The 13,744-nt window shown below is 51.2% G+C and carries 16 protein-coding genes; 5 read left to right on the plus strand and 11 right to left on the minus strand.

Going from position 1 to position 13,744, the window contains the following annotated elements:
• Positions 1-8: 8 nt before the first annotated feature.
• The 8 genes from H1S01_RS09125 to argH form a co-directional block, all read right to left on the minus strand.
• A complete protein-coding gene (locus tag H1S01_RS09125; protein WP_188039868.1) occupies positions 9-839 on the minus strand; it encodes a PIG-L deacetylase family protein in 831 nt (276 codons plus the stop codon).
• Positions 840-1,081: 242 nt separating this feature from the next.
• The gene (locus H1S01_RS09130; protein WP_188039870.1) at positions 1,082-1,966 is read right to left on the minus strand and encodes an amidase domain-containing protein; all 885 of its coding nucleotides are present in this window, start codon (positions 1,964-1,966) and stop codon (positions 1,082-1,084) included.
• 162 nt (positions 1,967-2,128) lie between these two features.
• Entirely contained in the window at positions 2,129-2,716 is a 588-nt protein-coding gene (locus H1S01_RS09135) for an indolepyruvate oxidoreductase subunit beta (RefSeq protein ID WP_188039872.1), read from the minus strand.
• A 1-nt stretch (position 2,717) separates the two neighbouring features.
• The gene (iorA, locus tag H1S01_RS09140; protein WP_188039874.1) at positions 2,718-4,544 is read right to left on the minus strand and encodes an indolepyruvate ferredoxin oxidoreductase subunit alpha; all 1,827 of its coding nucleotides are present in this window, start codon (positions 4,542-4,544) and stop codon (positions 2,718-2,720) included.
• Between the two features lie 135 nt (positions 4,545-4,679).
• A complete protein-coding gene (locus H1S01_RS09145) occupies positions 4,680-5,981 on the minus strand; it encodes a phenylacetate--CoA ligase family protein (RefSeq protein WP_188039876.1) in 1,302 nt (433 codons plus the stop codon).
• Positions 5,982-6,405: 424 nt separating this feature from the next.
• Positions 6,406-6,570: a DUF362 domain-containing protein gene (locus tag H1S01_RS09150; RefSeq protein ID WP_188039878.1), complete on the minus strand. Its 165-nt coding sequence runs from the start codon at positions 6,568-6,570 to the stop codon at positions 6,406-6,408.
• Between the two features lie 62 nt (positions 6,571-6,632).
• On the minus strand, positions 6,633-6,800 hold the full coding sequence (locus tag H1S01_RS09155) for a 4Fe-4S binding protein (protein ID WP_188039879.1): 168 nt from the start codon (positions 6,798-6,800) through the stop codon (positions 6,633-6,635).
• 117 nt (positions 6,801-6,917) lie between these two features.
• Positions 6,918-8,294 (minus strand): argininosuccinate lyase, encoded by a 1,377-nt coding sequence (gene argH, locus H1S01_RS09160; protein WP_188039881.1) that lies wholly within the window; start codon positions 8,292-8,294, stop codon positions 6,918-6,920.
• 278 nt (positions 8,295-8,572) lie between these two features.
• Here argH and H1S01_RS09165 point away from each other — a divergent pair, with 278 nt between their 5' ends.
• Together H1S01_RS09165 and H1S01_RS09170 are read left to right on the plus strand one after the other, a co-directional pair.
• Complete coding sequence (locus H1S01_RS09165; protein WP_188039883.1) at positions 8,573-8,716, plus strand: hypothetical protein; 144 nt, start codon at positions 8,573-8,575, stop codon at positions 8,714-8,716.
• A 79-nt stretch (positions 8,717-8,795) separates the two neighbouring features.
• The gene (locus H1S01_RS09170; RefSeq protein ID WP_235910843.1) at positions 8,796-9,110 is read left to right on the plus strand and encodes a HesB/IscA family protein; all 315 of its coding nucleotides are present in this window, start codon (positions 8,796-8,798) and stop codon (positions 9,108-9,110) included.
• Positions 9,111-9,260: 150 nt separating this feature from the next.
• Here the strand turns inward: H1S01_RS09170 and H1S01_RS09175 are convergent, their stop codons facing one another.
• The 3 genes from H1S01_RS09175 to H1S01_RS09185 all read right to left on the minus strand — a co-directional run bounded on the left by H1S01_RS09175 (position 9,261) and on the right by H1S01_RS09185 (position 11,284).
• Positions 9,261-9,689 (minus strand): MarR family winged helix-turn-helix transcriptional regulator, encoded by a 429-nt coding sequence (locus H1S01_RS09175; protein ID WP_188039885.1) that lies wholly within the window; start codon positions 9,687-9,689, stop codon positions 9,261-9,263.
• A 76-nt stretch (positions 9,690-9,765) separates the two neighbouring features.
• Complete coding sequence (locus tag H1S01_RS22300) at positions 9,766-10,560, minus strand: tetratricopeptide repeat protein (protein ID WP_188039887.1); 795 nt, start codon at positions 10,558-10,560, stop codon at positions 9,766-9,768.
• Between the two features lie 88 nt (positions 10,561-10,648).
• Positions 10,649-11,284: a hypothetical protein gene (locus H1S01_RS09185; RefSeq protein ID WP_188039889.1), complete on the minus strand. Its 636-nt coding sequence runs from the start codon at positions 11,282-11,284 to the stop codon at positions 10,649-10,651.
• A 247-nt stretch (positions 11,285-11,531) separates the two neighbouring features.
• Between H1S01_RS09185 and H1S01_RS09190 the strand changes: the two genes are divergently transcribed.
• The 3 genes from H1S01_RS09190 (at position 11,532) to H1S01_RS09200 (ending at position 13,708) form a co-directional block, all read left to right on the plus strand.
• On the plus strand, positions 11,532-12,098 hold the full coding sequence (locus H1S01_RS09190; RefSeq protein ID WP_188039890.1) for a xanthine phosphoribosyltransferase: 567 nt from the start codon (positions 11,532-11,534) through the stop codon (positions 12,096-12,098).
• Between the two features lie 137 nt (positions 12,099-12,235).
• Positions 12,236-12,982 carry a methylenetetrahydrofolate reductase gene (locus H1S01_RS09195; protein WP_188039891.1) on the plus strand — a complete coding sequence of 249 codons (747 nt, stop codon included), beginning with the start codon at positions 12,236-12,238 and terminating at the stop codon, positions 12,980-12,982.
• A gap of 48 nt (positions 12,983-13,030) precedes the next feature.
• The gene (locus tag H1S01_RS09200) at positions 13,031-13,708 is read left to right on the plus strand and encodes a LytTR family transcriptional regulator DNA-binding domain-containing protein (protein WP_188039892.1); all 678 of its coding nucleotides are present in this window, start codon (positions 13,031-13,033) and stop codon (positions 13,706-13,708) included.
• Positions 13,709-13,744: the final 36 nt, after the last annotated feature.

A 13,744-nucleotide genomic window follows, 5' to 3' on the forward strand; every position in this document is an offset into this window, starting at 1 on the left:
GAAACTTTTTATTCGAAAAGCTCGCTACGCATTCCTTCCCCATCATCCCGCAAAGGGATCTGTGGAAACACTTGATGGTAATATTCAAAGGAACGCAATTGATCCACTTCCGGATCGTCGATAGAGGGGCCGCTGAGGTATCCGATGCGGCGGATGGACCCGATCTGGGTCTGGTGACAGTCGATGGCAGCCCGCTTCTGCGGTAGGTACTGCCGAACCGGTACAGCCACGTGTATCTGTGAAGTAGGACGACTAAAGCCTCGTCCCATCGTTCGACTTATGCCGGGATGCAAACAAATATAGTATAAGTATGGGCATTGATACGGCTCATATCCTCGATACGCATCGGTCGAACCACTCAACAGGTATGCCATCGTAGCATAGTGGCTGATCGACGTGTGATCTTTATGCCCCGACAACCCCTCCGGTCCAAAAGTGACCAGAACGTCGGGACGATAGCGGCGAATCAATGCGATCATTTTTCCGACGATTTCCCAAGGAGGCGCCACATTCGTGTCCTGGTCACGGTAGTCCAAAAAGTGAAGGTGATCGATTTGCAGCACCGCACAGGCCCGACGTGTTTCCTCTTCCCGGAATTGTCCAAGATCCTCAGGCCAGCAAAGGGGCGGGTCGCCACACTTGCCTGCTTCGCCACGGGTGGCGCAGACCAGCACCGTTTCGACGCCCAAATCCTTGTACCGGGCTAAAGTCCCCCCCATGCCGAAAGATTCGTCATCGGGGTGAGCGAGGATCGCCATCAGTCTTTTGCCAGCAAATCGCTTCTCCCTGTTTGTCTCCAGTTGACCATCCCTCCTGATCCATTCAGCCTGTTCAACCATCCCGGGTCCTCCAAGCATCCATGTTCAGAGGCCCCTCATCCCTATCGTTACCTATACTAGTCTCTTTTTGGGAAAAAGTCAAAGCATACCATATCTGTTTCCATTTCCTGGTGCACCGATTGTCAGACCAGTAATGGATCCAAAATTTACGTAATTATCTTTCGACAAATTTCGGGAAACTCCTGCAAGAGATTTTTCGTTTCATAAAATTTTGTGCTAAATATTACATGCTTTTTTAATAGTCATCCCATTTGATAGATATGCACCTTTTCTCCGGACGCCTGCATCGTATAGATCGTTCCATACATGGACTGGCTGTTCGTGTCATCGGTCTGGGCGGCGAGCAACCAGTCCTTTTCCGTCTTGCGAACGAGCATCAGCGTATGATAGGGTGCCCCGCTAGGATAGGCCAATTGGATAAAATCGCCCCGTTCCAGTACCTGCCACCACTTCGGCCAATTTTGAATGATCTCTTGGGACGAATGCAGCGAGTACTTGGATACCCGTTTTGACCAGTGGTTTCGAAAAGCCGTCGTCACTTTCCAGGTTAAGGTGATGCGTTGATCGCCATCTCGATCGGTGGCACCGGGCTTGCACCACCAGTACTGGGCCCAAGTGTATCGGTCCAATGGACCTTCAATCCAAGGCATGCCGCCGGCGAAAAGGCATTGCGAGATGAAGTTGGCACAATTCCCGCCTTCCCCTGGCTGGTCGTCAAAATCAGGATAGGCGGGGTTATGGTTTTTGTAGTAGCGGTTGGCATAGGCGACGGCGGCGTCACGGTCATAGTTTTCCACCTGCGCTCGGAGCTTCGGGGTACTTTTTTGGGGACAACGCAGTTGTGCAGCTACTGCCTGCGCTAGACTCGAATCAGAGAGAAAATAAAGAGATTCGTGCAAGTACCACTGGAGCAACTCTTTCCGGCTGTGCGATTGCGGCTCCCCGATTAATTTTTCTAAGATGAAAGCGACCGTATGGCGGGATCGCTCTTCAAAGGAGCGGTTTTCTACAGCCATGAGCGGGGCCAGCCATTGGCGTAACTCATTCATTTTTCCCGTTTTAAAGGTCATGTCGTTTCGTATGATGCCATCTAAAACATGCCGGAGATCTCTCGATAGAAGGGTCATATGCTTTGCCTCCTGTCTTCGCTGATTCCTCCTCTTAACTTATGTCGGGGGATTTGAGGACGCCTTCCCCTTTTGAAAAAGAGAAGCCCCTGCAGCGGCATTTTACCGGAGCAGGGGCTTCTTGCTTATTTCAGGTATGCATCTTTTTCAGTTCCTCGTTCGCTAGGAACAACTGATATAGTCGTAGCCAGCCTGGAAAGCCTTCTGGTTCAGCTCCAGGAAACGAGCCGGCACTTTAGCTTCTAAGGCTTCATCCCAGCATTGCCGGGGGATGTCCATGGACGCCGCCAATACGCCCATCAAGACCACGTTGCTGGCCTTAGCATTACCGAGGCCGGTGGCGATTTCGAGAGCCGGTACAATGGTGACCTTTTCCACACGCTGTTGGATATCATCGAAGATAGTTTCCGGATAGGTTGCCGTGCCGATGAGCACTGGCAGGGGCTCAATCTTCTGATCATTGATGATGAGGGTGCCGCCCGGTTTAAGCATATGGGCCCAGCGGTAGGCCTCCAGCTTTTCGAAAGCCACCAGCACATCCGCTTCACCTGGTTCGATGATCGGCCCGTACACTTTTTCGGCGATGCGTACCTGTGTAACGACGGAACCGCCTCGCTGGGCCATCCCATGGATTTCAGACATTTTCACGTCAAATCCCTGGGCAAGAGCGACGTGGGACAAGATTTTCGACGCCAGGATGGTCCCTTGTCCGCCGACACCGACGAGGAGTATGTTCATCCCTTGTTTCATCTTACTCGTCCCCCTTTCGCAGCGCGTCGAACATACAGACTCTGGCACAGACGCCGCAGCCTGTACAAAGGGCACTGTTGACGACAGCCTTGCGAGTGGCCCGGTCAAAAGACAGTGCCGGGCAGCCTAGGCGAATGCAGGCCTTACAGCCTTTGCATCCTTCCACCTGCAGCGGCTTTTCTGTATTTTTGACGATGAGAGCGCAGGGACGACGCGTGATGATGACGGAAGGTTCTTCTGCAGCCACTTCGGCCTTGACGACTTGCTTTACCTTGTCCACATCGAGAGGATCCACTTCCACGACCCGTTTGACACCGAGAGCTTTGACGAGGGCCACCATATCGACGGCTGGCGCCTCTTGTCCCATTAAGGTCTGCCCCGTGGAGGGGTTATGCTGATGTCCTGTCATGGCGGTGATGGAGTTATCTAAGATGATGACCGTCGAGGTCCCGCCGTTGTAGACGATATCCATGAGGCCGGTGATCCCTGAATGGAGGAAGGTGGAGTCGCCGATGACTGCCACCAGTCGGCCTTTCAAGGCAGGGTTGGCTTTTTCCATGCCTAAGGCGCCTGAGACAGAGGCACCCATGCAGACGCAAGTATCCATCGCTTCGAGCGGCGGCATTGTTCCTAGGGTATAACAGCCGATATCACCGGAGACGACGAGTCGAAGGTCTTTTAAGACGTAGAATAATCCCCGGTGAGGGCAGCCGGGACACATGACCGGCGGCCGGACAGGCGCTTCAAAAGGCTTTATCGCGTCGCCACAGTCGCAGTCAGAAGCGGCTGCGCTTTCGGCGATACCCGTTGCCTCACCAGCCGTTGTCCCTTCGGAGGTCCCTTCTTCGGCTGTTTCTACATTGGCACCGAGTGCGGCGAGTATTTTTGCCTTGACCAAACTCACCGAAAGTTCTCCGTAAGGCGGAAGGATGTCCTTACCGATGACGGAGACGCCTAAAGCCTTGATCTGGTTTTCCAGGTAAGGTTCCAGCTCTTCGACTACGAAAAGCACGTCAACCGATGCGGCGAAGTCAAGGATTTTCTTGGCCGGTATGGGATGAGTCATGCCGATGCGTAGGATCGACGCTTGCGGGAAAGCTTCCCGCACGTATTGGTAGGCGATGCCTGACGTGATAACGCCGAAGGAGGGATCTGCCATTTCAATGCGGTTCAGGTCTGACGATTCACTGTAGGCGGCCAATTGTTTATCTCGTTCTTCGATAAACACACGGCGAGTACGGCCATGGGCCGGGATCATGACATACTTTTTGGCGTCCTTTTTATAGGGCTTGACGGACCGTTCTTGAGGCTCGGTCAACTCAACGAGGCTCTGCGAGTGAGCAATACGAGTGGTGATGCGCAACAGGACAGGCGTGTCGAAGTTCTCAGAAATCTCCAAAGCGGTTTTGACCATGTCTTTGGCTTCCTGCGAATCAGAAGGTTCCAGCATGGGGATTTTGGCAAAGGGCGCGTAGAACCGGTTGTCTTGCTCGTTCTGAGAGGAATGCATGCCAGGGTCATCGGCAGATACAAGGATGAGACCGCCGCGAACACCTGTGTAGGCAGCCGTAAACAAAGGGTCAGCAGCGACGTTGACCCCTACGTGCTTCATGGCGACTAAGCTGCGAGCACCGGCGATAGAGGCGCCGATACCGACTTCCATAGCCACTTTTTCGTTCGGGGACCACTGGCTGTAAATCTCGGGATATTTGGCGATGTTTTCGAGAATCTCTGTGCTCGGCGTACCGGGGTAGGCAGCGGCGACGGTCACGCCGTACTCATAGGCGCCCCGTGCAATCGCTTCGTTACCAGTCAGAAGCGTCTTCAAAGCCAATCACCACTTTTCTATGTAATCAGTAATCGTCTTACCGTCGTAGGAACATTATGCTAAGTCAGGAGGTAGTAACTCCATTCGCTAAGGGTTCCGGCGATGTTCACTTGGGACAAGGAGGACCTGAAACGTCTATTCCCTCGGACGCAGATCTAGAATCCGCTTGGCCTTTCCGGGCGTCCGTTCGAGAGAACGCGGCTCTACGAGGCGGACTTTGGCGTTGACCGAAAGGACCGTTTTCAGGCGGTCGCGGATCGCTGCTGTCAGCGATTCCAACTCCCTATAGACATCGGTAAAGGAGCCTTCGGCCAGTTCGACCCGTACTTCCAAGTTATCCAGGAAGCCTTGACGATCCACGACGAGGAGATAGTGGGGAGCTACCCCTTCGAATTCCATGAGGACGCTCTCGATCTGCGACGGGAAGACATTGACGCCTCGAATGATGAGCATATCATCGGACCGGCCTGTCACCCGACGCATGCGCACCGTAGTCCGCCCGCAGGGACAGGGCGTCTGATCGAGGCAACTGATATCTTTCGTCCGGTAGCGAATGATCGGGAAACCTTCTTTCGTCAGCGTCGTGAAGACCAGTTCCCCTTCTTTGCCATCTTCCACGGGCTCCCCCGTCTCTGGATGGATCACCTCGACGAAGAAGTGATCTTCTAGGATATGGAGCCCATGGGTGTATTCACATTCTCCGGCCACACCAGGGCCGCCTAATTCCGTCAAACCGTAGTTATCGTAGGCTTTGATCCCCCAGGCGTTCTCGATCTCCCGGCGCAGCCCTTCCGACCACGGTTCCGATCCGAAAAGACCTACCCGCAGAGGTAGTTTTGTGGGGTCGATTCCCATCGCCCGGGCTTCCTCGGCCATGTGCAGGCTGTAGCTAGGCGTACATACGAGCACCGTCGTCTCAAAATCCTGCATCAGCATGATCTGGCGCTGTGTATTTCCGCCTGACGCAGGAACCAAGGTGCATCCTAGCTTTTCCAGACCATAATGGAGGCCGAAGCCCCCTGTGAACAGTCCATAGGTGAAGGCGATCTGGGCGGTGTCTTCATCGGTCACGCCTGCCATGGCAGCCACGCGGGCCACCTGTTCTGACCAGCGTTCCAGATCACCTCGGGTATATGCTCCGACGACAGGTTTGCCCGTGGTCCCGGAAGAGGCATGGAGACGGACCAATTCCTTTTTCGGCACAGCGAACATGCCGAAGGGGTAATTTTCCCGCAACTCCTGTTTCGTGGTGAAGGGGAACTTTCGAATGTCTTCCAGTGATTTCAGATCTTCTGGGCGCAAGCCCCGCTCGTCAAAACGCTGGCGATAGAAGGGCACCCGCTCATAGACTCGACGAATCGTCTCTTTTAACCGCGTCAACTGCAGTTCTCGCAATGAATCGCGATCCATGCACTCCATCTCTTGATTCCAAATCATGAGCTCATCTCCTCACTGGCAGGACCCAAATGAAAAAGGACAGCCAAAGTACAGGTCTTCCCAAAATCCGTCCATCGCGGCTCAGGGTAGACTGCTCGGTTGCCCAAACGTTCGCACCTCATCGTGCTTCCATCCTCCCATACTGCTGCTGCAAATGTACATGACAACGCTGTGGTCACTCGAGGCAAACCTAAAATAACCTACTTTTTTGTCGCTGCCAGTACAAACTACCGTTCTTCCATCAGGGAAGCTCAAAGGGTACATATTCGATTTCTAGTGCCAAAATCCTTTTTGTTATGAAAATATTCATTCAATCTTTGGAAAAAGAGTCTTTACACTCTCCCACTCCTTCCCCAAAGTTTTTCTAAAAAAAAAGACGCCCTTCAACCTAGTCGGTCAAAGGGCGTCGGATGGTTATGTTCGATTAGGCGCTGATGCAATCAGCTGCGCAGGAGTCTTGGCAAACGCCGCAATCTACGCAATCTTCGGTGATGGTGTATTTGCCGTTAGCTTCAACGATAGCGTTGGTGTAGCAGCCGCTAACGCAAGCGCCGCAAGCGGTGCATTTGGAAGCGTCGATTTTATACATGGTTTCACCTCCCTTTCTCCTGGGGATAATCTAATTAACACACCAGACCAGCAAATTATGTCTTACCCTTCGCTGATTGCGCCGGCCGGGCAAGTGTCGACACAGGAACCACAGTCGATACAATTGTCGTTGATGCAATAAATATCGGAGCCTTTCTCAATAGCACCTACGGGGCATGCGTCTACACAACTGCCACAGTTAACACAGGCATCGGAAATCTTGTAAGCCACGTTTGATTTCACCTCCGACGTTGATTGGGAAATAACCCGACACTTACACCATATCACGGAAGCCAGAAGGCTTCAATAACTATTTTCAAACATAATTCATCATTTAAAGTCGAATGACTAACCCAGTCGTTCCCGTGCCGCCTGAATCGCTGCTTTCACTGCATCGGGAGCGGGACCGCCGGGCACTTTCCGGTCGGCAACACACCGTTCCACTCGAATGGCGTCGAACACATCCTCTTCAAAGGCTTCCGAGCAAGCGCGGAAGTCTTCGAAGCTTAGGTCTTCCAGGGCGACGCTCTTTTGCACGCACATGAGAACCATCTTCCCGACGATCTCATGGGCTTCCCGGAAAGAGACGCCTTTTTTGGCCAGATAATCGGCCACGTCCGTGGCATTGGTGAAACCGCCTTTGGCACCCGCCTTCATCCGGTCGCTCTGTACACGCATCGTGCGAATCATCGGTGTAAAGACAGCGAGACAGCCTTTGACCGTATCAACCGCATCGAAGAGGTTCTCTTTATCTTCCTGCATGTCCTTGTTATATGCGAGAGGCAGAGACTTCATGACGGTCAATAAGGCCATCAGATCCCCATAGACACGGCCGGTCTTGCCCCGGATCAGTTCGGCTACATCGGGGTTTTTCTTCTGGGGCATCATGGAACTGCCGGTCGAATAGGCGTCATCGAGTTCGATGAAGGAGAACTCCTGACTGCTCCAAAGGATAATCTCCTCACAGAAGCGGGACAGGTGCATCATGATGAGCGAAGCAGCGCCACAGAATTCGATAGCGAAATCCCGGTCTGAAACACCGTCAAGGCTGTTTTCGGTGATACCGTCAAAACCGAGTTCCTGGGCTACTGCCATGCGGTCCAAGGGGAAGGTGGTCCCTGCCAAAGCACCTGAGCCTAAGGGACTAATATTGAAACGTTTCGCACAGTCGGCTAAGCGGCTGCGATCGCGGCCAAACATCTGCACATAGGCCAGAAGATGATGAGCCAAAGTGATGGGCTGTGCTTTTTGTAAATGGGTGTAACCGGGCATGATCGTATCCACATGTTCTTCAGCCCGCTCCAACAGCACCGTAATCAGCTCTTGCAGGAGCCGGTCTGTTTCGACAATCTCGTCTTGCAGATAGAGCCGCACATCGAGGGCGACTTGGTCATTGCGGCTGCGACCGGTATGCAGCTTTTTGCCGACGTCACCGATGCGTTCAGTGAGGATCTTTTCGATGTTCATATGAATGTCTTCGGCGGCCACATCAAACTCAACAAGGCCCGCATCGATATCGGCCAGGATCTTTTCCAGACCCTCGATGATCTGTTCCGCTTCACTCGCGGCAATGATCCCTTGGCGGCCGAGCATACGCGCATGGGCGATGGAGCCCCGGATATCCTGCTTGTACAATCGCTGGTCAAAACGAATCGAAGAATGAAAATCCTCGACGACTTTGTCCGTCCCTTTTTCGAAACGGCCACCCCATAGTTTTTTAGACACTTGGCGCTGCCTCCTTCAACTTGGTTCGCATTTGGTTTTGCAGTTATGAAATCGCAGGGGATGCGGCATCCTACACCAGGAGGTGTTCGGAAGGAAAGAATGAATCGGCAGGGAACTTTTCCACCGTCATTTCTGTCTAATAAGTATACTTCAGAACCGAAGCGAGGTGAAGCCGATGAGACCCTGTGCCAGTAAAGCAAAATGGACGCCACAAGACTGGGACTTGATGTCGCTCATGTTTATCATCATCGTTGCAGCGGGTTTAGCGGCCTTCACACATGGATAAAGCTCTGACAGAAGGCAGTGCCCTGGCTGCAACGGAATCACGGGCGGGGACGATGACACAGGTCTCCGCGGAAACCTGTGTATTGTTGGAAAACGGAAAATTCTTTCGTCTCAAGGAAGGCGTGCCGCTTTATTAACAGGGCCGCCTTTTTTATATTGATTTTCAGCGGCTAGAGCGTACAATCAAGAGGGGAGGTGGTCCGGTTCGTGATCGCAATGACGGAGAAAGCTCAGGAAATGTTAAAAGGGCTGCTTACAGAAAACAATGCTCGGTACATACGCATCTATGCCCTCAGTCGCGAACATTCCTCGTACGAACTGGGGCTCGAATGGGAAGTTAAGCGGGACGATGTTGTCTTTGAGTCTGGCGGCATATCTTTTGTCGCCGACAGTGTGAGCAAGGAATACCTTTCGGGAGTTCGCATCATCTATGACGACAGCGACGATGAACCCGGTTTTTTGGTGACCTCGACTTGCAACTCTTCCTGCGGCGCTTCAGGCTGCGATGGGGTTTGTCCTTCAGGATTCTAACCCGATGGAACTCGTTAGAAACAAGCCCAACGCAACCGTTTTCGATCCAAGGGGAGCAGAATGCCCTTGCCATTTACGGCAAGGGCATATTTCTTTCCCTTATCTTTTCTGTGCCTTATCTTCTCTGAATTTATTCCCAGTTTTTTAATCTTATACGTCATTACTGGTAAACTTATTCGTGAACCATTCTACGGACTCGATCAGACCTTTCACTTCTTCGGGGTTATTCGTCACCAAATCTCTCAATTGTGCAAACAAAGGTTGGCCGATTTCATGAATCAAGGCTTCTCCCTTGGCAGAAAGGGAGATGACCCATTCCCGCTGATCAACCGGACTTTGGGTCCGGTTGATCAAGTCTTGTTTTTCCAAGTCTTTCAAGGCCGTCGAAAGGGCTCCTTGGGTCAAGTGAAACAATTTACGCATTTCTTTTTGCAGAGCCAGTCCGCGAAAATGGATGTGATTCATAATCTGTAACTGCGTATGAGTTAAGTTGGTTCGTTGCCCCACACGGGACACTGTCGCCATAGCGCACTCGTGGAATGCTTGCAGCGTTCGGAACAGTTCTCTTTCCGTGATCATTGGTTTTCACCCTGCTTTCATGAATTAGAAGCCCCTAATTGCGATATCTCTTTTCTCTCACCGGGGCTGGATTTTCCTATTGATCGAGGAGACGCTTGAATTCGGGCAAATTCTTTACATGACCAAAATCTTCGTCAGCCTTTTCTTTAGCTGTCACCTTGCAATAAGGCATCAGTTCTATCGACTTGGCTAAGTTCTCTAGACACTCTTGGGTCTTCCCTTGCGAATCCAAAATGGACGCCTTGCCGAAATAGGTCCAGGCATGTTCGGAGTCATATTCCAGCGCCTTGTCAAACCAAGGGAGTGCGTCATCGAAATGACCGTGGTATTTTAAGGCAAGGCCTTTGTTATAATAGGCAAAAGCGTAGTTCGGTTTCAGCGCAATCGCTCGATCTAACCAACGTAGAGCTGAATTCAGATCTCCTTGAAAAGCCACAGCGATCCCTTTGCCCGTATAAGCCTGGTAACAATCGGGATCGAGTTTCAGCGCCTGATCGTATAAGGCGATGGAATCTTTTAACCGGTTCGGTCCCTGCTCCATGTCAAAAATGTAATAGCCCTTTTCAAATAGATCTACAGCCTGTTGACGAATTTCAGCAGAGACAGCTTCACCGGGTTGCTTGAGCGGCGACTGCACTTGCGTGCTTGTGGGAGAAGAAAGGCGGTCTGCTCCTTCTGCCGAGGAAAGGGACGGCGAGGTCGATGGGGAATTCGGAACCTGAGCCGGTGGATCCTGTAAGGGGGCACTCGTCTGAGACGGTACTTCCGCTTGAGACAGTGCAGACGGAGCGGGAGTTGCTCCACAACCTACAAAGACAATGGACAACAACAAAAGCAAGGACGAAACCGGTAAAAAAGACGGTACTCGCACTTGTTCCCCTCCCCATTTGCCTTATTCATTCTTTTATTCGCCAAAAACCTGGAATTTCCTACAGAAAATTATATTTTATGTTGAAAAACTATTGCTTTCCTATGGGACAACACTTGATACAGCGGCTGCATCCCTCACATTTCGTGAGATCCACCTCTCCTGTACGCAATGGCTCTTGGGGGCAAACCTTCAAACAAAGTTCGCAGTCCGTACAGCCGCCCTGTCCTAATTGTTCTTTTAACAAAACCGGAAGCTCCTCTTCGATTTCCGCTCCCGTGATCAAAATCCGGGGACCAAAGCGCCAGTGAACGAGCAAGCCAAAGGGGGATAAGTTGCCTAACCGAGCTTTCTCCGCCAACTCAGGCAGATTCGTTTTGGGAGAAAGGGGCGTAAAAATTCGGAAGGATCGTCTCTGAGCCTGTAACAGGCGCTCTAAGTCAGCTAAAAAGTCCTGGCTTCGTTGAAAGGCATCTAAATCGAATTCATCACCCTTCCAACGGTGAATAAACAGATAGGTCGAACCGATACGTCCCATATCATCAGGGCGTTGCAGCAGTTCCTCTATGGTCGGCAGCGGTTTTTGACGTCCCTTTTCCTTCCACCGCCGCCACCATGCGCGAGGATCTCGCTTGAGCATGAGCAAACTTGGGATCATATTGCCGAAAATTTCAATCGCTGTCCCGCTACGGATGACCCCGCGAAAGCGAATATTTCTTCTACTCATTTTTATACCCCCTGTAGGTAGTCTTTTTCAGTTTTATTCTCCAGAGCAGCGGCGTTTCCTTTTTTCAAACTTTACCTGGGGGTAATCATGGTTACAAAGCGATCATCCTTCTATATGCCAACCGGAAAATAGTCGGTCATCACAGTACTAAGATAGAGATTCTTTGATGTTCATATGATATACTTTGATTCATATCAATTTGTCGATTATTGTTGAATTTTGTTGAACAAGGCGGGAGTCGAAAGTCATGCAGGAATTAAAAGAGCGTATCCTCGTCGATGGCGAAGTAATTGGAAGCAATATTTTAAAAGTGGATTCCTTTTTAAATCACCAGCTTGATCCGGCTTTTATCATGCGCATGGGTGAAGAACTGGCAACCCGCTTTACCGATGCCGGTATCACGCGGGTGCTCACTGTAGAAGCATCAGGCATCGTGGTAGCCTCTGCCGTCGGACTTACTTTAGGCGTTCCGGTCGTCTTTGCTAAAAAGAAAAAAGCGAGCACCCAAAATGATGTCTACCGCTCCCAGATCTACTCTTTCACTCGCCAAGAGTCTGTGGACATCACTGTCTCTAAACGCTATCTCCAACCGGACGATACGGTGCTGATCATCGATGACTTCCTCGCTCACGGAGAGGCATTGAAAGGACTTGTAGACATCGTCAAACAGAGCGGCGCCCGCCTGGCTGGTGCCGGCATCGTCATCGAAAAGCGCTTCCAACGAGGTGCTGAACAACTGCGTGCCACAGGGATGCGCATTGAGGCGTTGGCTGCCATTGAAGCGATGGAACCGGGAAATATCCGATTTGCCTAGTCCACTTTTGTCTACCGAATCAATTAAAAAACGCCCCCAAATAAGGGGACGTTTTTTTTACATTTTTCATACTTGCTGAAACTGCAATTATTGCCTACACTGAGGTAATAGCTAAGAATATTTGGGAGGTTGAAGCGATGACTCGGATCGCCGTTGAATTAGTTCCTCGTTCGGAAGAGGCTCTGATTTCCGAACTGGAATTGATAAAAAAAGAGTTTCCCGAAGTGAACGGGATTAACGTTCCCGATCTGTTACGTTTCGACCTCCGAAGCTGGGACGCCTGCACTGTAGTCAAACGCTACTATCCGACGGCCATCCCCCATCTCCGGGCCATCGACATAAGCACCCAAGACCCCCTGCCTATGATGGAGACACTGCAGCAGAACGAGATAACGGAAGTGCTGGTCTTGACAGGCGATCCTCCCCAGAGCATGACCCGAAAGGTCTACCCGACGACCAGCATCGATATGATCCGAAAATTCAAGAAAGAGCTCCCTCATATCAAAGTATACGCCGCCATTGACCCTTACCGAGACAGCTTGCGCAAGGAATACGACTATATCCGCCGCAAGATCGACGCCGGCGCAGACGGCTTTTTTACTCAACCTTTTTTTGACCTTCGATATATGGAAATCTTCGCGGAACTGTTTGGTGGACTGGAAGTATTCTGGGGGGTCTCGCCGGTCACTTCCGAAAAATCAGTCTCTTATTGGGAGACGAAAAACCATGTCGTCTTCCCGGCTGATTTCGAACCCACTCTAGCTTGGAACAGCGACTTCGCTCGGAAAGCCCTGGCTTTTGCCCGTGAAACGAAGGGTCACATCTACTTCATGCCCATCCGGACTGATTTAAAAGACTACTTGTCGCAGGTATTTGCATCATAATGGCGGGATGTGCTCGCCCGCCGATTCGAAGGAAAGGGGACGGCCTCGGTGGATTTACCGGATGAAAGCATACAAGGTTTGATTAGAGTACTGAGTCGAATCCTCCCCTGGGAGGTTTCTATCGCCATTGCGGACAAGTCCCAATTTGTCTATTACCAGCCTAGCTCCACCTTGGATCTAAAAATCAAGCCTGGCGATCCGGTGAAAGAAGGCAGCGTGTCTATGCAAGCGCTCCATGCCGGCGGCCCTATCTCCATGTATATGGAGGAAGATCTCTACGGCGTTCCCTATTTCGCCATCAGCACTCCCTTGACCGAAATGGGCATGGAGGACTGCTGTTTGACGGCGATTATTCCACCTTTTTTAGCGAATGAAATTTCCCGCCTTCCCCGGCATAAGTTCCTTATTGGAAAAGGAGACGAACGGTGGATTCCCATCCCTTTGGAACAGATTATGTATATCGACTCTGAGCATGGAAAAACACGCATCTTTACCGACGATGACCAGTACACAAACAAGCACACCCTTTTCGAACTGGAGTGGATGCTTCCACGGAACCAGTTTGTCCGCTGTCACCGAGCCTATATCATCAATATCGATAAGGTAGCTGAAATCCTTCCAGACTTCCATTCCACCTTTCTTCTGGTGATGAAATCAAAACGGAAAATCCAAATCCCTGTCAGCCAGCGTTACGCAAGTCACTTTCGTCGTTTAATGGGTTTTTGATATTTTTTCTCGTTTAACATTGTTTTTTCTCGCTTA

Origin of the sequence: Heliobacterium chlorum, from assembly GCF_014502795.1 — a bacterium.
Taxonomy (GTDB): Bacteria; Bacillota; Desulfitobacteriia; order Heliobacteriales; family Heliobacteriaceae; genus Heliobacterium; species Heliobacterium chlorum.